The organism is Alistipes sp. AM16-43, assembly GCF_003435745.1.
Classification (GTDB): domain Bacteria; phylum Bacteroidota; class Bacteroidia; order Bacteroidales; family Rikenellaceae; genus Alistipes; species Alistipes onderdonkii.
The window spans coordinates 54,319-75,537 of the sequence record NZ_QTUQ01000003.1 but is presented as its reverse complement, the minus strand read 5'-3'; the positions used below and the strand labels follow the sequence as shown (position 1 = coordinate 75,537).

The window sequence follows — 21,219 nt, the reverse complement described above, 5'->3', positions numbered from 1 at the left end:
ACCTGTGGCGCGATTCCACACTTTTCCACATACCGCCGATTGTGGCACGTTTTGTTAACCGCTGTAATTCAGCGGTTTTCCGTTTTCTGTCCGCATGGCACGCCTCTTGGACTTTCCAAAGTCAGAAAGGTCGACGGGACAAATTACGAACCTGAAGAAATGAAGTGGAACCTAAATCATTAAGAGCTATGAAAAAGACAATTGTAACGATGGCAGCTTTGATGCTGATGGCTGGGAGCGCATTCGCATGCGCACAGCAACCCGAGAAGAAGGACGCCTCCGCGGCGACCGAAGCTGCGGCTCCCGCAACGGAGTCCCCGGCTACCGATGGACAGGAGAAATCGGAGTCCGGCGATGCGGATAAGACTGATTCGACTGCCGGAGAATCAGCCAAGGAGGAGAACAAGGTTGAGAGTACAAGCACAAGTGAGGGCAACTCCTCCTCCGCATCGGAAGCTTCGGCTACCTCTAAGTAAGCTTCCGGGATAATCATCAGTTAAACGATTGTTTGCCGGGTACCCCGCCTGTATGGGCGGGGTACTTTCTTTGTACCGCCGGGGCCGGCAGGACGGCCTGCGCACCGGTAGGTACGGACACAAAGGCGAAAGCCGGGATTCCCGGCTTTCGCCTTTGTGAAAGGGGCGTCGTGCGGACTACTCCTCGATAAAGTCGATGTTCACCTGGCGCTGGAACGCCTCCTGCAACGAGATCTGCGTCTCGGTCGAGGCGACGCCCTGGATACGCAGGATACCGTCGAAAATCGTACGCATGAGGTGCTCGTTGTCCACGCAGTAGAGTTTCACGAGGATGTTGCCCGATCCGGTGATGAAATGTGCCTCCACGATTTCGGGGATCTCCTTGAGCTGTTCCACGGTCTGCTTGAGCAGCTGCGGGTCTTTGAGCGTGATGCTGATGTGGGCGCAGACGTCGAAGCCCATCATCTTGGGGTCTACGATCAGGCGGCTGCCCAGGATCACGCCCGAATCGTCGAGCTTGCGGATGCGCTGGTGGATCGCAGCACCCGAAATACCGCATTCGCGGGCGATCTCGAGAAAGGGCATGCGCGCATTTTTGATCAGGTATTTGAGGATCTTGCGGTCGATTGCGTCTAATGAGGTCTTAGGCATATAAGGATTAGTTATTTGATGACATTCAATTCTTTGCCGACCTTGGTGAAGGCTGCGATGCAACGATCCAGCTGGTCGGTGGTATGGCCTGCCGATACCTGTACGCGGATGCGGGCCTGGCCTTTCGGCACGACGGGATAGTAGAATCCCGTGACGAATACGCCCTCGTCCTGCAGCCTGGCGGCGAAGTCCTGCGACAGCTTGGCGTCGTAGAGCATCACGGCGCAGATGGCCGACTGGGTGGGTTTGATGTCGAAGCCTGCGGCCATCATCCCCTCGCGGAAGTGCTCGACGTTGGCGACCAGCAGGTCGTGCAGTTCATTGCTCTCGGCGAGCATCCGGAACATCTCGATCCCGGCACCTACGACAGCGGGGGGCAGCGAGTTGGAGAAGAGGTAGGGGCGCGAACGCTGGCGCAGCATGTCGATGATCTCCCTGCGGCCGGTGGTGAAGCCGCCTACGGCACCGCCGAAGGCCTTGCCCAGCGTGCCGGTCAGGATGTCGACCTGGCCGCGCCGGTCGTAGAGTTCCGTGATGCCGCGGCCGGTTTTGCCCAGCACGCCTGCCGAGTGGCACTCGTCGACCATGACCAGGGCGTCGTATTTCTCGGCCAGGGCGCATATTTTGTCGAGCGGGGCGGCATTGCCGTCCATCGAGAACACGCCGTCGGTGCAGATGATGCGGAAACGCTGTGCCTGCGCCTTCTTGAGACACTCCTCCAGGTCGGCCATGTCGGCATTGGCGTAACGGTAACGTACGGCTTTGCAGAGACGCACGCCGTCGATGATCGAGGCGTGGTTCAGGGCGTCGGAGATGATGGCGTCCTGCTCGCCGAAGAGCGGTTCGAAGACACCCCCGTTGGCATCGAAACAGGCGGCGTAGAGAATCGTGTCCTCCGTGCCGAAATAGTCGGCAATGGCCTTTTCGAGCTCCTTGTGGATGTCCTGGCATCCGCAGATGAAGCGCACCGACGACATGCCGTAGCCGCGGCTGTCCATGGCTTTTTTCGCCGCCTCGACCAGGCGCGGGTTGTCCGAAAGCCCAAGGTAGTTGTTGGCGCAGAAGTTTAGCACCTTACGACCTGCAACTTCGATCTCCGCACGTTGCGGCGAAGTAATGACCCGTTCGCTCTTGTAGAGCCCTGCAGCCTTGATTTCAGCAAGTTCTTGCTGCAGATGTTCTTTGATTTTTCCGTACATATCCGTTAATGTTTTGATGAATTTCCGGTGTGTGAGGTGTCAATCTGTTAGCAAATATACGATTAATTTTTGAAAATAGCCACTGCTCCCGTGCTTTTTTCCATGTCGCGGTTACAATTTGTTAGCTCCGTGGCCGGGACGGACTTTCCCCCGCCCCCGGCTGGCCTTCGGACGATCCCCGGGTTCGGCGTCCCGCCGCATGTCCCGGCCGCGGCCGCGGGACAGGCCGGAAGCCCTCCGGGAAAGGATTTTCCGGCGGCGGCCGAGGTTTTCGGGGCTAATTGGCGGACGAGCGTATTTTTTTGATATATTTGTAGTTCGAATAAAAACCGTCAACTTATGAAAAAATCGTGTGTTTTGGTCAGCGGCGGCGCCGGTTATATCGGTTCGCATACCGCCGTGGAATTGATCAGTGCGGGGTACGACGTGGTGATCGTCGACAATCTCTCGAACAGCGACATGGATGCAGTCGAGGGTGTGCGCAGGATCACGGGCGTCGACGTCCCGTTCGAAAAAGCCGACTGCTGCGACCGCGACGCCTTTGCCAGGGTGTTCGAAAAATACGACTTCGATTCGGTAATCCACTTCGCAGCGTCGAAGGCCGTGGGCGAATCGGTGAGCAAACCGTTGGAATATTACCGCAACAACCTCATGTCGTTCATGAACGTCATCGGCCTGATGCGCGAGTACGGGCGGCAGAACATCGTCTTCTCGTCGTCGTGCACCGTCTACGGCGAGGCCGACGTGCTGCCCGTCACGGAGCAGACGCCCCGCAAGCCCGCCACGTCGCCCTACGGCAACACGAAGCAGATGTGCGAGGATATCCTGCGCGACTCGCTGGCCGCCTACGAGGGGCTGAAAGGCATTGCGCTGCGTTATTTCAACCCGATCGGGGCGCACCCGTCGGCGCTGATCGGCGAGCTGCCGCGCGGCGTGCCGCAGAACCTGGTGCCCTACATCACGCAGACCGCCGCCGGCATCCGCGAATGCCTGTCGGTGTTTGGGGACGACTACCCGACGCCCGACGGCTCGAACATCCGCGACTATATCGACGTGGTAGACCTGGCGAAGGCGCATGTGGCGGCGATCCGGCGCATGATCGAGGACAGGAACAAGGCCCGGTACGAGGTATTCAACATCGGCACGGGGCGCGGGGTTTCGGTGCTGGAGCTGGTGCACCGGTTCGAGCAGGTCAACCACCTCAAACTCAACTATAAGATCGTCGGCCGCCGTGCGGGCGACATCGTGGCCATCTGGGCCGATCCGTCGTATGCCAACAACGAACTGGGCTGGCGGGCCGAGCGCTCGCTCGACGAGACACTCGCGGCAGCCTGGAAATGGGAGAAGCATATCCGCGGCATCGAATAGCGCAATGCACTGCCGCAAACCCGAAAGGGACGGATCCGCACCGGATTCCGTCCCTTTCCCGTAAATACGCTTATGGTGTTTGTATTTACTTTCTGCGCCGTATGTTGTCGGTGAGCGATTCGACCCTGCAAGGGCCGTCGTACGTTATCCGGGCGGCTGTCGAAGCATTTATCCGCAGGGTGCCCGAGCACCACACGTCGGCCTTGGCATAGTTCGATACGGTCAGGTCGTAATCGGCGACTCGCAGCTCGGGGGCGCTGAACACGGCTCCGGACGATACCCTGACCGCGGCGCTGGCGACCTGTGCCGACCCTTTCAGGTTGATCTTGCCGTAACTGCCGACTTCCGCCTCGAGCGAATTCCCGCTGAACGTGCCGCTGAACGAGCCGCCGCTGCTGACGGTCAGTTTCGCCTGCCGGCTGTTCACCGTCACCGCGCCGGAGAATTTGGCGTAGCTGTCGACGCTCAGCGTCAGTGCATCCGAGAACAGCGTACTGCTGACACTGGCGCCGCTGCTGATCTTGAGCGTCAGGACGGAAGCTTTGATGTCGTTCGAGAACTTGGCGTAGCTCCCGACCGTAACTTGGCAGTTGTTGCGGCAGTCGACGGGCGCCTGTGCCGACCCGTAGCTCGAAACCCGCAGCTCGCAGTCGTTGCAGCGTACCGAGCCCGAGAATTTGCCGTAGCTCGACACGTTGAGCTGGGCGGTACCCGGGGTGTCGATGTCGGCGATGACCGATCCGTAGCTCGAAACGGAAACCGCGACCGAGGGCCCTTTCAGCGGCAGCTTGCAGGTCACCTTGCCGTAGGAGCCGGCCGATATCTGGCGCAGGGCGGCCGACGCGGGAACGACGACCGAAACCGAAATGTTCTCCGTATTGTTGGCGTTGACGCGGAATTTCAGCGTCCCGCCGTCGCGCTCGAGCACCAGGTAGTCGATCACATTGTCGTCGGCCGTCACGCTGATGGTTCGGGCCGTGGGGCTGACCGTGACGTCGAAGAACGCCGCGGCCGAAATGCCCGTGTAGTCGCCCGCCTTGCCCCAGTCCTGCGTCACCATGCGCCCGCTGCCTTTCAGCCGCGTGTTCTGGTTGCGGCGGCGGTCGACGGCGGCACGTTTGATGTTGGTGCCGATTTCGCCCTCCGTGTTGTAGAGGCGGCGGATCTGCTCGGCGGTGAGCACAGCGGCGAATTTGTCCACGTAGTCGCGTTTGACCTGCGCCGTGGCGGCGATGTTCGAGAGCTTGGTTTTGAGTCCCTGCCGTTGAGCGGCCTCGTCCGTTCCCGCATCCGGGGTATTGACGGCCTTGTCGAGCGCCTCGCGGTAGGCTTTGTAGAGCGGTTCGAACTCCTTGCGCTGGCGCGAGGTAAGCCCCAGTTCGCGCACGACCTGCTCGCGGGCGGCCTTGTTCAGCTCTTCGATCGACTGGTTGGCGACGGCGGCCGTTTCGGCGGCGTCGATGGCGGCGCGCGCTTCGGCAATGGCGCGGTCGATCTCGCGGTCGGAGGCGCCGACGGCCCTGCGGGCCTCGGCCATGGCACGGTCGATCTGGCGGTCGGTGGCGTTTACGGCGCGGCGCGCTTCGGACAAGGCCCGGGAGACCTCCCGGTCGGCCGCGTTGTCGGCCGTGTTGACGATAGCCCGGGCTTCGGCCAGAAGCTGTTTCAGTTCGTCACCGGCGGGCGCGGCCTTGCCTGCGAGGGCGAAGAGGAGCGCGCAAAGAAAAGTGAGGAGTTGTTTCATAGCGCATGGAATTTTAAAGTTGCTGGTTGTAGAGTATGTCGTCGTAGTTCTCCGCCGCAGCCTGTTGCAGGGTTTCGGTCGGGGTCGTGGCGAGCATCTGCTCGATGTCCGGCAGCGGGGCCTCGGCGCGGTGGCTGAGGTGTCCGGAGAGGAGGATGCCCGTTGCCAGGAGGGCTGCCGCGACACTCACCCCTGCCGCCAGGTAAAGCCGGCGGGTGCGGGCAGCGGGTGCGGGCCGTGCCGCCGTATTGCGCAGGATGCGTTCGTGCAACGCTTCGAGGCGATGCTCAGGCAGGTCGTAAGGCAGCCGCCTGCCGATATTTCCGAATTCGTGGTTCATAGTTCCCGTGTTAGTTTCTCTTTCAGTTTCTGTACCGCATGGTGGTAATTGACCTTGAGCGTCTCTTCGCGCTGCCCCAGCACGCGGGCGATCTGTCCGTAGGGCATCCGGTCGTAGTAGCGGAGGTTGAAGACCAGCCGTTGCTTGAGCGGCAACTCCAGGATCGCCTGCTGGAAACGTACCAACGTCCGGTCGGCATCCTCGCCGCACTCCTCCGCCACGCGGCTTGCCAGGATGCGGCTTACGTCGTCGAGCGAGGAGAAGAGCCCCGGCCTGCGCCGCCGCAGCATCGTCAGTGCGGTGTTCGTGGCGATGCGGTAGAGCCATGCCCCCAGTTCCCCGGCTCCGCCCCGGAAGGTGCCGATCTTGTCGTAGGCGCGGATGAAGGTTTCCTGTACCACATCCTCGGCATCTTCGTGGACGACGACCAGCCGTCGTGCGTGCCAGTAAAGCGGCCGCAGGTATGTCCCGACCAGACGGTCGAACGCCCCGCGCCGGGTGGCGGGATCGCGTAGCGCCGAGAGTTCTTCTGCGGGTATGTCGCGGGTCGCTTCCATGAGGGTTTGTCTGTAAGACGCGTTAAAGTTGCAAAAGTTAAATCCCAAACCGAAATTTTTTTGCCCGGAAACGAATTTTTTACGGTTGATTTTCGATTCTTGATATTTTACCTTATCTTTGCGATCCGAAACAGGCGGAATTGGGGCGTGGCTTGCGTGGCCGGGCTGAGAACCGCCGGTGGTAACACATTAAAAAACAAACGTATTATGAAAACTATCTCTGTAAAGGCCGTTAAGCGTGATGAGTACGGCAAGAAAGCGGCCAAGGCCGTACGCCGCGAGGGCATGGTACCCTGCGTACTGTCGGGCAACGGCGAGTCGGTTTCCTTCTCGGTAGACCCCCGCGAGATCAAGGCCCTGATCTACACCCCCAACTCTTACATCGTCGAGTTCGATTTCGACGGCAAGAAAGAGCAGGCCGTGCTGCGTGAGGCGCAGTTCCACCCCATCCGCGAGCAGATCCTCCACCTCGATTTCTACCGCATTGCCGAGGGTAAACCCGTATCCATCGCCATTCCGGTACGCCTGACGGGTAACGCCGAAGGTGTGAAGGTCGGCGGTAAGTTGACGCTGTCGGCCCGTAAGCTCGTCGTGAGCGCGCTGGTCGAGAACCTGCCCGACGAACTGGTCGTGGACGTAACCGAACTGGGTGTCGGCAAGACCATCTTCGTAGGCGACCTTGCATTCGAGAACCTGAAATTCGTCACTCCGGCTTCGACGGCCGTCTGCGCAGTGCGCGTAACCCGTGCATCGCGCGGTGCGGCGGCACAAGCCTAATCGGTAGCGTATGAAATACCTTATTGTTGGGTTGGGAAATATCGGCGCCGAATATGCCGGAACCCGGCACAACATCGGATTCAAAGTGTTGGACGCCCTCGCCGAGGCGTCCAACGCTGTTTTTACGACGGCGCGTTACGGCGATGTGGCCGAGTTGAAGCATAAGGGGCGTACGCTGATCCTGCTGAAACCCTCGACCTACATGAACCTTTCGGGCAAAGCCGTCCGTTACTGGATGGAGGCCGAGAAGATCGCCCCGGAAAACCTGCTGGTGGTTTCGGACGACATTGCGCTGCCGTTCGGCACGCTGCGTATGCGTCCCCGGGGGAGTGCCGGGGGGCACAACGGGCTGAAGAATATCGCCGAGCTGCTGGGAACGGAGGACTACGCCCGGATGCGCTTCGGCGTGGGCGGGGATTTCCCCAAGGGCCACCAGGTCGACTATGTGCTGGGGGAGTGGTCGGACGAGGAGCGCAAGGCGCTGCCCGAGCGGCTCAAGGTGTTCGGCGACGCGATACTTTCGTTCACGACGATCGGGCTGGAACGCACGATGAATTTTTTCAACAAGAAATAGGCGAATAGTTGAAAAGAGCCGTAGGCTCGAAACACGGAAACGGACGATTTATCGTGCTTGCATGATATTTTGTCCGTTTCGGCGTTTTATCTCCCGCAGGGATTCTCAAGTGTTCGTCAGTTCCGCCGCAGAAATCACGCCCCGTGCCATGGGCGTAGCGAAGGCGTAATTCCGACCGGACGGTTCGGGGCTTCGTGCCTACGCAAGGCCCCGAGAACGAGGCTGCTGCGGACGCCGCCGCGAAGGTCGGGAGTTCGTATGGGGAGGCGCAGGACATACTGGCCTACTCGTCCCCGTCGTAGTAGATTCCGTCCATCAGCCCGTCCAGTTCGCGGCGCTCCTTTTTGGTCGGGCGCCCCGTACCGCGGTCGCGGAAGACGAAGATAGTTTCGCGCGGGCTGCTGAGCTTGTCCAGCTCCTCCTGCGGGGTGATGTTGAGGCAGTACAGGGGGACGTTCTTGGCCGGCTGGCGGCTCGACACGAAGTCGAGCACCCGGTAGGAGTAGGTCACCTGCATCTTGCGCACGGCGATCACGTCGCCGATCTTCACTTCGCGCGAGGGTTTGGCGGCGGAGCCGTTTACCGTGACTTTGTTGTTGCGGATGGCATCCGCGGCGTCGCTGCGGGTTTTGAACACCCGCACCGCCCAAAGGTATTTGTCGAGTCTTATGTCGTCCATGGCCATGTTATTTTTCGTAAATGGATTCGCTGCGGGGCGTATCGTGCGACTGTTCGTCGTTCTGGCGGCTGACGCTGAGGATCATGCCCAGCGCGATGGTGGTGAAGATGGTCGACGAACCGCCGCGCGAGATCAGCGGCAGCGTCTGCCCCGTTTCGGGGATCAGGTTGACGGTCACCATGATATGCAGCAGCGCCTGGCAGGTTATCAGCAGGGCGAGCCCAAGTACCAGCAGCCCTGGGAATGCTGTCCCGCAGCGGCGGAATATTTCGATGCCCCGGAAGAATATCCACAGGTAGAGCATCAGCAGGGCCAGTGCCAGTACGATGCCGTATTCCTCGACGAAGAAGGCGTAGGCGTAGTCGCTTTCGGGATGGATCATCTCGACGCGCATGGCGCTCTGTCCGGCGCCTTCGCCGAAGACCCCGCCGTTATGGATGGCGATCATCGACCGCTCGGTGTCGGTGAGGTGCTCGATCGGTTTTTCGGTCTGCGAGCGCGTCCAGAGGTGGATCCATGTCGAGACGCGCCCTTCGGCCGTCTCGCTGCGCCCGAGGTTGAGCGTCATGATGAAGACGATGCCGATGCAGGCCAGCCCGATGAGTTTCACCAGTTCGCCCAGGCGGACGCGCCCGATGAGCATCATGACCCACGAGGCCATGAAAACCAGTACGGCCGAGGAGGTGTGGGCCGGGAAGATCACCGCGCACGAGACCACGACGGGCATCAGGATCGGCCATGTCCCCTCGCGCCAGATGCGGCGCTGTTCGCGCGACGAACGCCACGTCCAGAATTTGAGCGACGGGACGATGCGTATCTTGTCGATCTTCGACTGCCGCCCGGCCAGTTGCCGGGCCAGGAACAACACCGTGGCCACCTTCAGCGCCTCGGAGGGCTGGAACTGGAACGGCCCGAGGGGTATCCAGCGGGCGGCGCCGTTGGTCGTGGCGCCGATGAAATAGACGGCGACGGTGAGTGCGACCGAAAGGAAATAGACGGGGCGGGATAACAGGTTGTAAATCCGGCAGTTGATCTTCTGCACGGCAACCAGGATGATGAGGCTGACGACGAGGATGATGAGTTGCTGGCGCAGGAAATGGGCCGTGGTACGCGCCGTGTGGGCGTCGTAGGCCATCTTGGCCGTCGACGAGTAGACCACCAGCACGGAAATCACCGCCAGCGCCGCGACGATGATCCACAGGACGCGGTCGCCGGTAAAGAGCCGGAACTTGTGTTTTTCGGGGGCTTCGGGGGTTTCGCAGGCGCTCTCCCCGGCATCGGTGCCGCGCACGCCGCGGCGTCGCGGCGCGTCCTGTGCCCCGGCCTTTCCGTCCGTTGCGCGGGGGGATTTGCCGGGTGCTTCCGTCCAGGGTTCCTGTGCCGGCCCTTCATCCTGCGTGTATTTCCGTTCGCCGAGCTTCATCGTGCTATGCCTTTTCGTTTACCCACGCCTTGAACAGCTCGCCGCGGTTTTCGTAGTTCTTGAAGAGGTCGAAGCTCGCGCAGGCGGGCGAGAGCAGCACTGCGTCACCGGGCTGTGCGGCGGCTTTGGCGGCCTCCATCGCGGCGTCGAGCGAGCCGGTGGAGACCACATCGGGCACCACACCCGTGAACTCTTCGATCAGCTTGGTGTTGTCCGCGCCCATGCAGACGAGCGTATGTACCTTCGTACGGGCGAAAGCCTTCAGCGGTTCGTAGTCGTTGCCTTTGTCCGTGCCCCCGGCGATCCATACCACGGGGCGTGTCATGCTTTCGAGCGCATAGTATACCGAGTCGACATTGGTGGCCTTGGAATCGTTGATCCACAGTACGCCGTTGGCTTCCCGGACGGGTTCGAGGCGGTGGCAGACGGGGGCGAAGCCGTAGATCGAGCGGCGGATCGAGGCCGGCGCGACGCCTGCCGCAAGGGTCGCAAGAGCCGCGGCCATGGCGTTATAGGCATTGTGCAGCCCTTTGAGCTGCATCTTGGCCGTGTCGATCTCGACCGAGGCCTTCCCGACGGCCGCCGTGAATTTGCCGTCGCAGAGGAAGGCGTCGCCGGCACCGCTCGCCACGGCATTCTTTGCGGCGAAGGGAAGTTGCTTCATGCGCAGGTCGTACCTGGGAAGCTGCTGCCAGATCACCTCGTCGTCGCCCGAATAGACGAAATAATCGCGCGAGTTCTGGTTCTGCGTGATGCGCATCTTCGAATCGACGTAGTTTTGGAAACAGTGTCCGTAGCGGTCGAGGTGGTCGGGCGTGATGTTCATCAGCACGCCGATATGGGCGCGGAACCTGAACATGCCGTCGAGCTGGAACGAGCTTAATTCCAGCACGTACCAGTCGTAGTTGCCCGTGGCCACCGAGTAGGCGAAACTCTCGCCGATGTTGCCGCCCAGGGCGGCGTTCATCCCGGCGTCGCGCATGATCTTGTAGATGAGCGACGTGGTGGTGGTTTTGCCGTTCGAGCCGGTGATGCAGATGCATTTCGACCGGCCCAGGTAACGGCCCGCGAACTCCATTTCCGAAATGACGGGAATGCCTGCCGCACGGATTTTCCGCACTATGGGGGCCGTTTCGGGGATCCCTGGCGACTTGACGACCTCGTGTGCCGCAAGGATGCGTTCCTCGGTGTGGCCGCCTTCCTCGTAGGGAACCTGCCACTCGTCGAGCTTGGCTTTGTAGCGGTCGGCGATCTTCCCCATATCGGAGAGGAATACGTCGAACCCTTTCTTTTTGGCGAGGATCGCGGAGCCGTAACCGCTGATGCCTCCGCCCAGGACTGCTATCTTTTTCATGATTACCGGATCTTTAACGTTACCAGGGTGATGGCGGCCAGCAGCAGCGAGATGATCCAGAAGCGGAGCACGATCTTGGTTTCGAACTGCCCTTTTTTCTGGAAATGATGGTGTACGGGGGCCATCAGCAACAGGCGCTGCCCTTCGCCGTATTTGCGTTTGGTGTATTTGAAGTAGCCGACCTGCATCATCACCGAGAAACTCTCGACCAGGAACACGCCGCACAGCAGCGGCAGCAGCAGTTCCTTGCGGATGCAGAGGGCGAAGACGGCGATGATGCCGCCGATCGACAGGGAGCCGGTGTCCCCCATGAAGATCTGCGCCGGGAAGGAGTTGTACCACAGGAAGCCGACCAGCGCGCCCGCGAAGGCCGCCGCGAAGACGACCAGCTCTCCGCTGTCGGGGATATACATGATGTTGAGGTAGTCGGCGTAGACGATATGTCCCGAGAGGTAAGCCAGCACGCCGAGTACGGCCACGATCGGGACGGAGACGCCCGTGGCCAGCCCGTCGAGGCCGTCGGTGAGGTTGGCGCCGTTCGAGACGGCCGTGACGACGAAGATCGCCACCAGCACGTAGAGCAGCCAGGTCGTGGCACTGTCCTCGCCCGTGAGCCATCCGTAGTCGAATTCGTTGTTCTTGACGAAGGGGATGGTGGTTTTGGTGGTCTTGGTGCTTTCCGAGCTCAGGACGACGTTCCGCTGCACGCTTTCGATCACCGATCCGTCGGGGTTCAGGTAGACGGTCTGCACGGGCTGCGTGACCTTCTCGCGGACGATGATCTGGGGCGAAAGCCACATCGTCGTGCCGACGATGATGCCCAGCCCGACCTGGCCCACGATCTTGAAGCGGCCCTTGAGCCCCTCCTTGTTGTGGCGGAAGACCTTGATGTAGTCGTCCAGCCCGCCGATCAGCCCCAGCCAGACGGTCGAGACGATCATCAGCTGGATGTAGATGTTGTCGAGCCGTCCGAAGAGCAGGATCGGGACGAGGATCGCCAGCAGGATGATGACGCCGCCCATCGTGGGGGTGCCGCGTTTCTGGAGCTGTCCCTCGAGCCCGAGGTCGCGGATGTCCTCGCCGATCTGCTTGCGGCGCAGGAAGTCGATGATCTTGCGGCCGAAGATGATGACGATCAGCAGCGCGAGGATGATGGCCGCCGCCGCGCGGAACGAAATATACTGGAACATACCCGAGCCCGGGATGTCGTAATATTCGCCTAAATACTTGAAAATGTGATAGAACATGTCGTATGTCGGGTTTTTAGTTTCTGAGTGTGCCGAAGGCCTTGCCGACCTCCTCCTTGTCGTCGAAGTGGTGTTTTACGTCGCCGATGATCTGATAGGTTTCGTGCCCTTTGCCCGCGATGAGCAGGATGTCGCCCGGCCGGGAGAGCATTGCGGCGGTGCGGATGGCCTCGGCACGGTCGACGATGCGCAGGAACCGGGCGCCGGGGTCGAGGCCGGCGGCCATCTCGTCGAGGATCGCCCCGGGCGACTCGTGGCGCGGGTTGTCCGAGGTGAAGATGGCCGTATCGGCGTATTTCACCGCGATCTGCGCCATCTCGGGCCGTTTGGTGCGGTCGCGGTCGCCGCCGCAGCCGCAGACGACGATCAATTGTTGCGTCGGGGTGCGGATCTCCTGGATGGTCTGGATGACGTTTTCCAGTGCGTCGGGCGTATGCGCATAGTCGACGATGGCCGTGGTTCCATTCTCCGCCCGCACGAATTCGAAGCGCCCGCTCACGGCATGGAGCATGCTCATCGCGCGCAGCACTTCGGCGCGGTCGAGTCCCAGCAGCACCGCGGCGCCGTAGACGGCCAGCAGGTTATAGGCGTTGAAGCGTCCTACGAGCCCAACCCATACTTCCTGCCCGTCGATGCGCAGCAGCATGCCGTCGACGTGCATCTCGACGATCTTGCAGCGGAAATCGGCCATCGTGCGCAGCGAATAGGTGTGTACCCCGGCTGCGGTGTTTTGCACCATGACGCGGCCGTTTTTGTCGTCGGCGTTCGTCAGGGCGAAGGCATCTTTGGCGAGGGAGTCGAAGAAGAGTTTTTTGGCGCGGATGTATTCGGCGAAGGTCTTGTGGTAGTCGAGGTGGTCGTGGGTGATGTTCGAGAAGATGCCGCCCGCGAAATGCAGTCCCCGCGTGCGTTGCTGCACGATGGCATGCGACGAACACTCCATGAAGCAGTATTCGCACCCTTCGTCGGCCATCTCGCGCATCATGGCGTTCAGCCGCACGGGGTCGGGCGTGGTGTGGGTCGCCTCGACGATGCGTTCGCCGACCTTGTAGACGACCGTCGAGACCAGCCCGGCCTTGTAGCCCAGTGCCCGCACAAGGTCGTAGAGCAATGTCGCGGTCGTGGTCTTGCCGTTGGTGCCGGTGATGCCCACGAGTTTCAGTTCGCGGCTCGGGTGGCCGTAGAAGGCTGCGGCCATGTCGGCCAGCGCTCCTGCGGCGTCGGGGACGACGACGTAGGCCACCCCGTGGGCCGTTTCGGCAGGCAACTGCTCGCAGACGACGGCCGAGGCGCCTTTTGCGACGGCGTCGGGGATGAAGTCGTGCCCGTCGGACTGCGTGCCGCGGGTGGCGAAAAAACAGTCGCCCCGCGTCACGGCCCGCGAATCGTAGGCCAGGGCGGCCACCGTCGTGGAACCGTCGCCGTGCAGCGCCGTGACGGGCGTATCTTTGAGTAGGTCTTTCAGTGTTTTCATCTTATTTCAGTGTTATGCCGACCGTCGAGCCAGGCGTGATGCGGGCTCCGGCGGGGATACTTTGCTGTGTTACGGCGCCCGCGCCCGAAAAACGGACTTTCAGCCCGCGGCTTTCGAGTACGAACAGTGCATCCTTGAGCCCCATGCCGCGCACGTCGGGCATCGTCCCTGTTTCGGGCGGGAGGCTCGTGATGATTACGTTCGAGAGGCTATCGACCCGGGCGCGCCCCCAGCCCGTACGCTGGTCGAACGAGGCGCGGGGCGAGAACTTGTCGGCCACGCGGCGGATCTGGGCGATGTCGCCGCCCTTGACGTGCCCCGGGTAGCAGCGGCCGCCGTGCCGTTCCACGCGGCCGTACCAGTCGCGGTTGCGGTTGTAAATGTAATCGACCATCCGTTTGACCACGGGGCCCGCCAGCGGCCCGCCATAGTAGGCTTTGCCCGGTTGCGCCCGGGTTTCGATGGTTGTCAGCACCGTATAGCGGGGATTGTCGGCCGGGAAATAGGCGACCATCGAACCGAGGTAGTAGCGCCCCTCGCGGCTGCGGGCGTCGGTGATCTGCGCCGTGCCGGTCTTGGCGGCCACGCGCAGGCGCGTGGAGTCCTTGAAATAGAGGCTTGCGGTACCTTGCGTGCAGACCAGTTCGAGGCAGCGCTGCACTTCGCGCAATGCCGCGCGCGAGCAGATCGACGAGGCGATGGTCTGCGTCTCGAACCGCTCCTCGACGCGGTCGCCGCGCCGCAGTTCGCGGATCAGCACGGGCGAGATCATCTTCCCGCCGTTGGCGATGGCGTTGTAGAACGTGATCATCTGGATCGGCGCCAGCCGCACGCGGTAGCCGTAGCTCATCTTGACGAGCATGACGCCCGGGTCGGGTACTTTCCAGTCGGCGGTGATCGACGGGGCGCGTTCGCCGAGCCGTTCCAGCCCGACGGTCTTGCCCAGGTGGAGTTTTTCGTGCAGGAAGTCGCTGTATTCCTGTTTTTTGCCCGTGATGCCGTAGCGATCCCAGATCGCCTTGGCGAAATAGACATTCGACGACGAGGCTACGGCGCGGCGGAAGCCGATGACATGGTCGCCCCGGTGCGAGTCGCGGATATTCCGGGCCGGGCCGACCGTCACGGGGTCGCCGTTGTGCGTGTCGTAGGTCGTCTCGGGCGACATGCCGGCGTCGTCGAGCAGCGTGAGCATCGTCGCCAGCTTGAAGGTCGATCCGGGCTCCATGCTGCGTCCCAGCGCGTAGTTCTCCCTTTCGTAATAGCTGCCGCCCGAGGAACCCGAGCGGCCCAGGTTGGCCATGGCGAGTATCTCGCCGGTCTCCACCTCCATGACGATGGTCGTGCCCCAGATGGCGTTCTGGGCTTCCAACTGGCGCCGCAGCGCCTTGTCGGCCACGTCCTGCAGGTCGAGGTCGAGTGTCGTCACGATGTCGTACCCGTCCACCGGGTCTTCATGCCCGGCTCCCGCCACGCGGCCGTAGAAGCCCCGGGCGATGCGCTGCCGCAGCGCCTTGCCGTCCCGTCCCGCGAGTTCCTCACGGTAGGCCTCCTCGATGCCGTAATTGCCCTTGTCGCCCGTGAGCCCGATCGTACGGCGCGCCAGTTCGCCCTGCGGGTAGATGCGCTGGTCGCGTTCGACGAGGCGGTAGACCATGCCCATGTTCCAGTTCAGCATCGGGTAACGCCGCAGGGTCTGCCATTCGGCATAGTCCACCTCGCGGGGGAAGATGTTGACGGGTGTGTGGTCGCGGATCGTGTCGTAGATTTTCCGGGTGACGTACTCCTCGCCCCGCAGGCGATCCATCATGCGCGACAGCCACCCTTCGGAGCGCAGGTAGGAGGTGTCGCGGCCGTTGACCAGCCGGTAGCGGCGGGCGTGCTCCTCGCGGAAGCGGCGGGCGTATTCCGAGGCGGGTTTGTCCTTGAAGAAGGCGGAGAGCAGCTTGGCGAGCGAGTCGCTCTGTTCGCGGAAGGTCTTGAGCGAATCGAGGCCGGGCGAAGCGAAGTCGAAGGCCGCCTGGTAGCGGAAGATCGAGGTCGCCAGCGGTGCCCCGTTGCGCGAGAGGATGCTGCCCCGCTGGGCCGGGATGGTCTCTTCGGTGAAGATGCGGCTGGCGAGCCGATCGGCGTTGTAGGCCACTTCGGCGCTGAAAAGCTGTACCCAGACCAGGCGTGCGAACACGGTGAGCCCCGCGAGTATGAACAGCACGTAAAGCAGCCGTACCCGCAGCAGAATGTCGCTTTTGATCTTCGAACGCTCCTGTTTCATCGCCGTTTAGTTTTCGATGATTTCGCCCGGGGCGGAGGGGTCGCTCAGGTCGATGCCGCGTTCGCGCAGCCGCTCGACGATGGCCGAGTGGGTCGTACGGCTGTAACGCTGCTCCTGCAGGCGGATCGACCGTTCGCGCAGGATCTGGACTTCGCGTTCGAGGCGCGTGTATTTCATGTCGAGGTGCAGCGCCGTGAACATGACGGCGATGCTCAGGAAGAACATGCCCGCGATCGAGAGCATGTAGGGGTAATATTTCGATACGCCTTCGCGTACGAGGATCGTGCCCGAGAAAAGCTGCCAGAAGGTGCTGGCCCTGCGGCGGCGCTCCCTGCGTTCGCGCTCCTCGGCTTCGGCCTTTTCTGCTGCCTCGCGTTCCAGGTCGGCGCGGATCTCCTCCTCGGCCTCGCCCCGTTCGATGCGCAGTACCTCGCGCCGCACGCGGCGGGCGAATTCCGCTTCCTGTGCGCGCTGCGCCTCCTCTTCGGGGGTTATGGGGTCGAATTCGTGGTCGGGATACATGGCCGGGTCATCGTTTTACGGCGGCGCGCAGCTTCGCCGAGCGCGACCGGGGGTTGCGTTCCAGTTCTTCGTCCGAGGGGACGACCGCCTTGCGCGTGAGGATTTCGAATGGCGTGAGGGCGCGGCCGTAGAAATCCTTTTCCACCGCGCCCGCGAAATTGCCGCTGCGCAGGAAATTCTTTACCAGCCGGTCTTCGAGCGAGTGGTAGGAGATGACGACCAGCCGTCCGCCGGGGCGCAATACCCTGAGGCTCTGTTCGAGCGCCATCTTGAGTGCCTCCATCTCGCCGTTGACCTCGATGCGGAGTGCCTGGAAGAGCTTGGTCAGGAACTTCGACTCGTCTTTCTTCGGCGTGCAGGGACGGACGGCCTCGACCAGCTGCGCCGTGGTTTGAATCGGTGCCGTTTCCCGCGCCCGGACGATGCAGTTGGCGACCTTCCACGGGGTGTCCAGTTCGCCCCAGTCCCCCAGCAGCTGCGTCAGCGTCTGGGCCGGGTAGCTGTTGACGACCTTCGCCGCCGTCAGCCCGCCCCGCTGGTTCATGCGCATGTCCAGCGGCGCCTCGCCCCGGAACGAAAAACCCCGTTCCACGGCGTCGAAATGGTGCGACGAGACTCCCAGGTCGGCCAGTATGCCGTCTGCCTCGGTCACCCCGCGCAGCCTGAGGGCTCCGCGCAGGAACCGAAAATTGCTTTCGACGTAGTGGAACCGTCCGTCGGCGGGGGCGTTGGCGAGCGTGTCGCGATCCTGGTCGAAGGCATAGAGCCGCCCTTCGGGCCCCAGCTCTTCGAGGATACGGCGCGAGTGGCCGCCCCCGCCGAAAGTGAGGTCGACGTAGGTGCCTGCGGGGTCGATGCCGAGCAGACCGACGGACTCTTTCAAAAGCACAGGTGTATGGTACTGAGACATATTCGTTGCCGATGAGGTCGATTTGGGTGTAAAGTTAGGGATTTTTCGAAAAACAATACCTATATTTGCGGATATAATTTTTTGAACATCCCTATGCCCAGAATAGATATCGGAGCGGTACTCGCCGAGAAAGCCCCGCGGTTGGCCCGCTGGGTTCCCGGGTTCGTCCTCCGCTGGCTCCGCCGTACGATCCATGAGCCGGAAATCAATTACATCCTCGAGCATTACTGGAACCTGCCGCCGCAGGAGTTCATCCGCGCCTGTTTCCGCGAATGGCAGGTGACCTATTCGGTCGAAGGGCTCGAAAAACTCGATCCCAAAGGCCGTTACCTCTTCGCCTCGAACCACCCGTTCGGGGGGATGGATGGTATGATGCTGGCCGACAAGCTGATCGACCGCTTCGGCGATGCGCGCGTGGTGGTCAACGACCTGCTGATGCACCTCGAACCCCTCCGCCCGCTGTGGATCCCGGTCAACAAACACGGTTCGCAGAACAGCCTTTACGCCCGCAAGTTCGACGAGGAGTTCTTTGGCGAGCTGCCCATCCTCACCTTCCCCGCCGGGCTGTGCTCGCGCTGCATCGGGGGCGAGGTGACCGACCTGCCGTGGAAGACCAATTTCCTGAAGAAAGCCTATGCCTCGCAGCGCCAGATCGTGCCGGTGTTCGTCGAGGGGCGGTTGTCGAACTTCTTTTACCGCGTCGACCGTATCCGCCGGATGCTGGGCGTGAAATTCAATATCGAGATGCTGTGGTTGTCCGACGAGATGTTTTCGCAGAAGGGCAAGCATTTTCGCATCCTCGTGGGCGACCCCATCCCCGTCGCCGAGCTGCAACGCTACGGCGCCCTCCGCGACCAGGCGGACTACGTACGTAAAAAAGCGTATTTTTTGGAAAATATGCTCCTCCCGGCGGAAAATAACGGGTAAATCGGTATTTTTGTCCCAAGTTATGCAAGCACGAGAAATGGAACCTATCATACCTCCCGTCGACCGGGAATTGCTCCGCGCCGAGCTTACGCCCGAGCGCAAAGCGCGCGACACGAAGAAGGCCGGGAACGAGATCTATATCTTCCCGGCGTCGGAGTGCCCGGCGCTGATGCGTGAAATCGGACGGCTGCGCGAGATCGCGTTCCGCGGCGCCGGCGGCGGTACGGGCCGGGAGGTGGATATCGATGCCGAAGACCTGGCCGAGGACGGGTATTACCAGCTGATCGTCTGGGATCCGGCGGCCGGGGAGATCGTCGGAGGCTACCGTTTCATCATCTGTACGGACGAATATCCCCGCCACCTCTCGACCGAACACTATTTCCGTTTCAGCGACAAGTTCCGTCGCAAGTACCTGCCCCGCACCATCGAGCTGGGACGCTCGTTCGTGCAGCCCTCCTACCAGGCGCGCGGCAACGCCAAGAGCATCTATGCGCTGGATAACCTTTGGGACGGCCTCGGGGCGCTGATCGTGCTGGATCCGAATGCGAAATACCTTTTCGGCAAGGTGACGATGTATACGACCTACAAGGCCGTGGCGCGCAATGCGCTGATCTGGTTCCTGCGCCGCTATTTCCCCGACCGCGAGAACCTCGTGGAGGGCATACACCCGTTGAAGCTCGACCTGGACGACCCCTATTACGAACAGCTTTTCACGGGGCGTACCTATCAGGAGAACTACCGGATACTGATCCAGAAGATCCGCGAGTTCAACGAGAATATACCGCCGCTGATAAATGCCTATATGAACCTTTCGCCCACGATGCGGGTCTTCGATACGGTGTCGAACCCCGATTTCGGCGGCGTGGAGGAGACGGGCATCCTGGTGACCATACGCGATATTTATCCTGAAAAGCGCGAGCGCTATACCCGCTGGCTGGGTTGGCAGGCCGATCTGAAATACCGGCGGGAGTTATTCCGCGAGCACATCCGCGGGCATTTCGACCGGATCAAGAAGAAAAGAAACGGCTAACTCCTCGTTTTCAATGACAAAGCCGCACGGAGACAACCCGTGCGGCTTAAATTTTACTGTTATTTTCCGCGGGAACGCAGTAAAACGGGATTCGCGGCGTTTATATAGGCAGTATCATAAAACAATTCGCCTTATGAAAAAATTATTCCGGCTCTTCCTTTGCCTGGCGCTGTTTTCGGGCACCGCGGCGTGCAGTGATGACGAAGTATCGCAGAACCTGATCGTAATCAACGGCGGGGAACATTTCCTGTCGCTCGACGGACTGGCCCGCGCAGGCAAGATTTCCGTGCTGGCTCCCGCCCCGTGGCGTGTGACGAAGGCTGCGGGAGACACGTGGTTCACGCTTTCCGCGACCGAGGGCCCTGCGGGATATTCCGAGGTCGAACTGAGCCTCGACGAGAATCCGGGTGCCGCACGCAGCGCCCAGCTCGCCTTTGCATGCGGGGATGCGATCGTACCCTTCCGCCTGTCGCAGGGAGCCCTGTCGGCCGGCTATGACTCCCCCGATTATTATTTCTACGTGACGTTCGGGACGATGCCTACCCTGTATGCGGGCATTCACCTGCTCTCGCACGACAAGCCCAGCTACGTATTCTATTCGCGCTCCAGGACGTTCGACCCGGCGGAGTTCCCGGGGCGTGCCGAGGTTACGACCGCCGCAGACCGAACGGCCGATGCCACGCAGGCCGAAATGGAAGCAATGGCGCGCGAAATGAAGCGCCGTATCCTGGAGATCAACAGCGCCGACCCGACGGCCGTCTTCGGCCTCTATGTGGACGACCTCCGCTGCCGGATCGGTTACGACTGGTTCGTGGCGCAGGGGATCGACTCGGCACGGGTCAAGGTGAGTATGCTTTCCGACGGTACGGGAACTTATAACAATTTCTACAACTACTTCGGCGACGCGGCGACGGCCGAACAGAACTGGGATACCTATGCCGCCGAGGTAGAGGCACTCGACTGGAACCACGGCGGACGTTATCCCGAGACCCGTTCACTGCCCGAGTTCGAAAGCTATACGTGGCCCTATTACCTTTCCACCCGCCCCGACTACCGGCTGGTGGTGCAGGACGGTTCGCTGCTGGAAAGTTCCTGTCCGTTCATCACCGAAAAGCTCGGGGAGATGGAGATCGAAAGTATCCAGCCTTACGAGATGCTTTCGGCGTTGCCCGAGTCCGCCCGTAAGCGGTTTTACGACATGGCGGGATTCGATTACGACGAATTCGCGGCCCTGTTCGACGCTTCCCCGAAAAAGAACCTGGTTATCATCGGTACCAGCCACGGGAGCGAGGAGAGCGCACGGCAACAGCGCGACTATGTCGCACGGATCGTGGAGCAGTACGGCGAGGGGTATGACATCTTCTTCAAGCCCCACCCCGCCGATACCTCGTCGGCCGGTTACGAGACCGAGTTCCCGGGGTTGACGCTGCTGCCCGGCCAAATGCCGTTCGAGATATTCGTGTGGGCGCTGATCGACCGCGTGGACATGATCGGCGGCTACCCCTCGACGGTGTTCCTGACGGTGCCCCTCGATAAAGTGCGGTTCATCTTCGCCGCGAATGCCGAGAGCATGGCGCGACCGCTCAACATTCTGTTCCGCGACGCGACGGACGTGGAATGGATGCAATAGGTGCCTTTAGGCAGTATATGGAAAAGCCGGGCTTCGCAGGAAGCCCGGCTTTTTCGTGGCCTTTTCGT

Annotated in this window: 20 protein-coding genes; 7 read left to right on the top strand and 13 right to left on the bottom strand. The window is 61.5% G+C overall.

Going from position 1 to position 21,219, the window contains the following annotated elements; translation table 11 throughout:
* Positions 1-188: 188 nt before the first annotated feature.
* Positions 189-476: a hypothetical protein gene (locus DW189_RS06355; protein WP_022332750.1), complete on the top strand. Its 288-nt coding sequence runs from the start codon at positions 189-191 to the stop codon at positions 474-476.
* A gap of 177 nt (positions 477-653) precedes the next feature.
* On the opposite strand, the gene DW189_RS06350 is transcribed toward DW189_RS06355, so the two are convergent.
* Both DW189_RS06350 and kbl read right to left on the bottom strand, forming a co-directional pair.
* Complete coding sequence (locus tag DW189_RS06350; RefSeq protein WP_018695546.1) at positions 654-1,127, bottom strand: Lrp/AsnC family transcriptional regulator; 474 nt, start codon at positions 1,125-1,127, stop codon at positions 654-656.
* Between the two features lie 11 nt (positions 1,128-1,138).
* Positions 1,139-2,326, bottom strand: coding sequence for a glycine C-acetyltransferase (gene kbl, locus DW189_RS06345; protein WP_117507238.1), 1,188 nt, complete (start codon positions 2,324-2,326; stop codon positions 1,139-1,141).
* A 339-nt stretch (positions 2,327-2,665) separates the two neighbouring features.
* Between kbl and galE the strand changes: the two genes are divergently transcribed.
* Entirely contained in the window at positions 2,666-3,694 is a 1,029-nt protein-coding gene (gene galE, locus DW189_RS06335) for a UDP-glucose 4-epimerase GalE (RefSeq protein WP_117507237.1), read from the top strand.
* Between the two features lie 85 nt (positions 3,695-3,779).
* Here galE and DW189_RS06330 read toward each other — a convergent pair whose 3' ends face one another.
* From DW189_RS06330 to DW189_RS06320, 3 genes are read right to left on the bottom strand one after another with little or no spacing between them, the layout of a single operon-like run.
* Entirely contained in the window at positions 3,780-5,438 is a 1,659-nt protein-coding gene (locus tag DW189_RS06330; RefSeq protein ID WP_117507236.1) for a GIN domain-containing protein, read from the bottom strand.
* Between the two features lie 13 nt (positions 5,439-5,451).
* Positions 5,452-5,778 carry a hypothetical protein gene (locus DW189_RS06325; RefSeq protein WP_055201700.1) on the bottom strand — a complete coding sequence of 109 codons (327 nt, stop codon included), beginning with the start codon at positions 5,776-5,778 and terminating at the stop codon, positions 5,452-5,454.
* Positions 5,775-6,335: an RNA polymerase sigma factor gene (locus DW189_RS06320; RefSeq protein ID WP_055201701.1), complete on the bottom strand. Its 561-nt coding sequence runs from the start codon at positions 6,333-6,335 to the stop codon at positions 5,775-5,777. Before DW189_RS06320 ends, DW189_RS06325 begins: the two co-directional genes overlap by 4 nt.
* Before the next feature lie 207 nt (positions 6,336-6,542).
* Here DW189_RS06320 and DW189_RS06315 point away from each other — a divergent pair, with 207 nt between their 5' ends.
* Together DW189_RS06315 and pth are read left to right on the top strand one after the other, a co-directional pair.
* Positions 6,543-7,112, top strand: coding sequence for a 50S ribosomal protein L25/general stress protein Ctc (locus DW189_RS06315; protein ID WP_018695540.1), 570 nt, complete (start codon positions 6,543-6,545; stop codon positions 7,110-7,112).
* Positions 7,113-7,122: 10 nt separating this feature from the next.
* A complete protein-coding gene (pth, locus tag DW189_RS06310; protein WP_055201702.1) occupies positions 7,123-7,686 on the top strand; it encodes an aminoacyl-tRNA hydrolase in 564 nt (187 codons plus the stop codon).
* A gap of 283 nt (positions 7,687-7,969) precedes the next feature.
* On the opposite strand, the gene DW189_RS06305 is transcribed toward pth, so the two are convergent.
* Genes DW189_RS06305 through rsmH form a run of 8 tightly spaced genes read right to left on the bottom strand, consistent with a single transcriptional unit; the run spans position 7,970 to position 17,564 of the window.
* Positions 7,970-8,365 carry an RNA-binding S4 domain-containing protein gene (locus DW189_RS06305; protein WP_055201792.1) on the bottom strand — a complete coding sequence of 132 codons (396 nt, stop codon included), beginning with the start codon at positions 8,363-8,365 and terminating at the stop codon, positions 7,970-7,972.
* A gap of 7 nt (positions 8,366-8,372) precedes the next feature.
* On the bottom strand, positions 8,373-9,788 hold the full coding sequence (locus DW189_RS06300) for an FtsW/RodA/SpoVE family cell cycle protein (protein WP_117507235.1): 1,416 nt from the start codon (positions 9,786-9,788) through the stop codon (positions 8,373-8,375).
* Positions 9,789-9,792: 4 nt separating this feature from the next.
* Positions 9,793-11,142 carry a UDP-N-acetylmuramoyl-L-alanine--D-glutamate ligase gene (gene murD / locus DW189_RS06295; protein WP_117507234.1) on the bottom strand — a complete coding sequence of 450 codons (1,350 nt, stop codon included), beginning with the start codon at positions 11,140-11,142 and terminating at the stop codon, positions 9,793-9,795.
* A gap of 2 nt (positions 11,143-11,144) precedes the next feature.
* Positions 11,145-12,389 (bottom strand): phospho-N-acetylmuramoyl-pentapeptide-transferase, encoded by a 1,245-nt coding sequence (mraY, locus tag DW189_RS06290; protein WP_022332761.1) that lies wholly within the window; start codon positions 12,387-12,389, stop codon positions 11,145-11,147.
* Between the two features lie 16 nt (positions 12,390-12,405).
* A complete protein-coding gene (locus DW189_RS06285) occupies positions 12,406-13,863 on the bottom strand; it encodes a UDP-N-acetylmuramoyl-L-alanyl-D-glutamate--2,6-diaminopimelate ligase (protein WP_117507233.1) in 1,458 nt (485 codons plus the stop codon).
* Position 13,864: 1 nt separating this feature from the next.
* A complete protein-coding gene (locus DW189_RS06280; protein ID WP_022332763.1) occupies positions 13,865-16,132 on the bottom strand; it encodes a penicillin-binding protein in 2,268 nt (755 codons plus the stop codon).
* A 6-nt stretch (positions 16,133-16,138) separates the two neighbouring features.
* Positions 16,139-16,654 (bottom strand): FtsL-like putative cell division protein, encoded by a 516-nt coding sequence (locus DW189_RS06275; protein ID WP_022332764.1) that lies wholly within the window; start codon positions 16,652-16,654, stop codon positions 16,139-16,141.
* Positions 16,655-16,661: 7 nt separating this feature from the next.
* The gene (gene rsmH / locus DW189_RS06270) at positions 16,662-17,564 is read right to left on the bottom strand and encodes a 16S rRNA (cytosine(1402)-N(4))-methyltransferase RsmH (protein WP_022332765.1); all 903 of its coding nucleotides are present in this window, start codon (positions 17,562-17,564) and stop codon (positions 16,662-16,664) included.
* 93 nt (positions 17,565-17,657) lie between these two features.
* On the opposite strand from rsmH, the gene DW189_RS06265 reads away from it, so the two are divergent.
* From DW189_RS06265 to DW189_RS06255, 3 genes are all read left to right on the top strand, one after another.
* Entirely contained in the window at positions 17,658-18,491 is an 834-nt protein-coding gene (locus DW189_RS06265; protein ID WP_022332766.1) for a hypothetical protein, read from the top strand.
* A 22-nt stretch (positions 18,492-18,513) separates the two neighbouring features.
* Complete coding sequence (locus DW189_RS06260) at positions 18,514-19,521, top strand: GNAT family N-acetyltransferase (RefSeq protein WP_055212017.1); 1,008 nt, start codon at positions 18,514-18,516, stop codon at positions 19,519-19,521.
* Positions 19,522-19,654: 133 nt separating this feature from the next.
* The gene (locus DW189_RS06255) at positions 19,655-21,151 is read left to right on the top strand and encodes a BACON domain-containing protein (RefSeq protein ID WP_117507232.1); all 1,497 of its coding nucleotides are present in this window, start codon (positions 19,655-19,657) and stop codon (positions 21,149-21,151) included.
* The last annotated feature ends 68 nt before the right edge of the window (positions 21,152-21,219 follow it).

Coding starts and splice junctions, on each gene's coding strand:
- DW189_RS06355 (WP_022332750.1), top strand. CDS start 189: ATGAAAAAGACAATTGTAACGATGGCAGCTTTGATGCTGATGGCTGGG.
- DW189_RS06350 (WP_018695546.1), bottom strand. CDS start 1,127: ATGCCTAAGACCTCATTAGACGCAATCGACCGCAAGATCCTCAAATAC.
- kbl (WP_117507238.1), bottom strand. CDS start 2,326: ATGTACGGAAAAATCAAAGAACATCTGCAGCAAGAACTTGCTGAAATC.
- galE (WP_117507237.1), top strand. CDS start 2,666: ATGAAAAAATCGTGTGTTTTGGTCAGCGGCGGCGCCGGTTATATCGGT.
- DW189_RS06330 (WP_117507236.1), bottom strand. CDS start 5,438: ATGAAACAACTCCTCACTTTTCTTTGCGCGCTCCTCTTCGCCCTCGCA.
- DW189_RS06325 (WP_055201700.1), bottom strand. CDS start 5,778: ATGAACCACGAATTCGGAAATATCGGCAGGCGGCTGCCTTACGACCTG.
- DW189_RS06320 (WP_055201701.1), bottom strand. CDS start 6,335: ATGGAAGCGACCCGCGACATACCCGCAGAAGAACTCTCGGCGCTACGC.
- DW189_RS06315 (WP_018695540.1), top strand. CDS start 6,543: ATGAAAACTATCTCTGTAAAGGCCGTTAAGCGTGATGAGTACGGCAAG.
- pth (WP_055201702.1), top strand. CDS start 7,123: ATGAAATACCTTATTGTTGGGTTGGGAAATATCGGCGCCGAATATGCC.
- DW189_RS06305 (WP_055201792.1), bottom strand. CDS start 8,365: ATGGACGACATAAGACTCGACAAATACCTTTGGGCGGTGCGGGTGTTC.
- DW189_RS06300 (WP_117507235.1), bottom strand. CDS start 9,788: ATGAAGCTCGGCGAACGGAAATACACGCAGGATGAAGGGCCGGCACAG.
- murD (WP_117507234.1), bottom strand. CDS start 11,142: ATGAAAAAGATAGCAGTCCTGGGCGGAGGCATCAGCGGTTACGGCTCC.
- mraY (WP_022332761.1), bottom strand. CDS start 12,389: ATGTTCTATCACATTTTCAAGTATTTAGGCGAATATTACGACATCCCG.
- DW189_RS06285 (WP_117507233.1), bottom strand. CDS start 13,863: ATGAAAACACTGAAAGACCTACTCAAAGATACGCCCGTCACGGCGCTG.
- DW189_RS06280 (WP_022332763.1), bottom strand. CDS start 16,132: ATGAAACAGGAGCGTTCGAAGATCAAAAGCGACATTCTGCTGCGGGTA.
- DW189_RS06275 (WP_022332764.1), bottom strand. CDS start 16,654: ATGTATCCCGACCACGAATTCGACCCCATAACCCCCGAAGAGGAGGCG.
- rsmH (WP_022332765.1), bottom strand. CDS start 17,564: ATGTCTCAGTACCATACACCTGTGCTTTTGAAAGAGTCCGTCGGTCTG.
- DW189_RS06265 (WP_022332766.1), top strand. CDS start 17,658: ATGCCCAGAATAGATATCGGAGCGGTACTCGCCGAGAAAGCCCCGCGG.
- DW189_RS06260 (WP_055212017.1), top strand. CDS start 18,514: ATGCAAGCACGAGAAATGGAACCTATCATACCTCCCGTCGACCGGGAA.
- DW189_RS06255 (WP_117507232.1), top strand. CDS start 19,655: ATGAAAAAATTATTCCGGCTCTTCCTTTGCCTGGCGCTGTTTTCGGGC.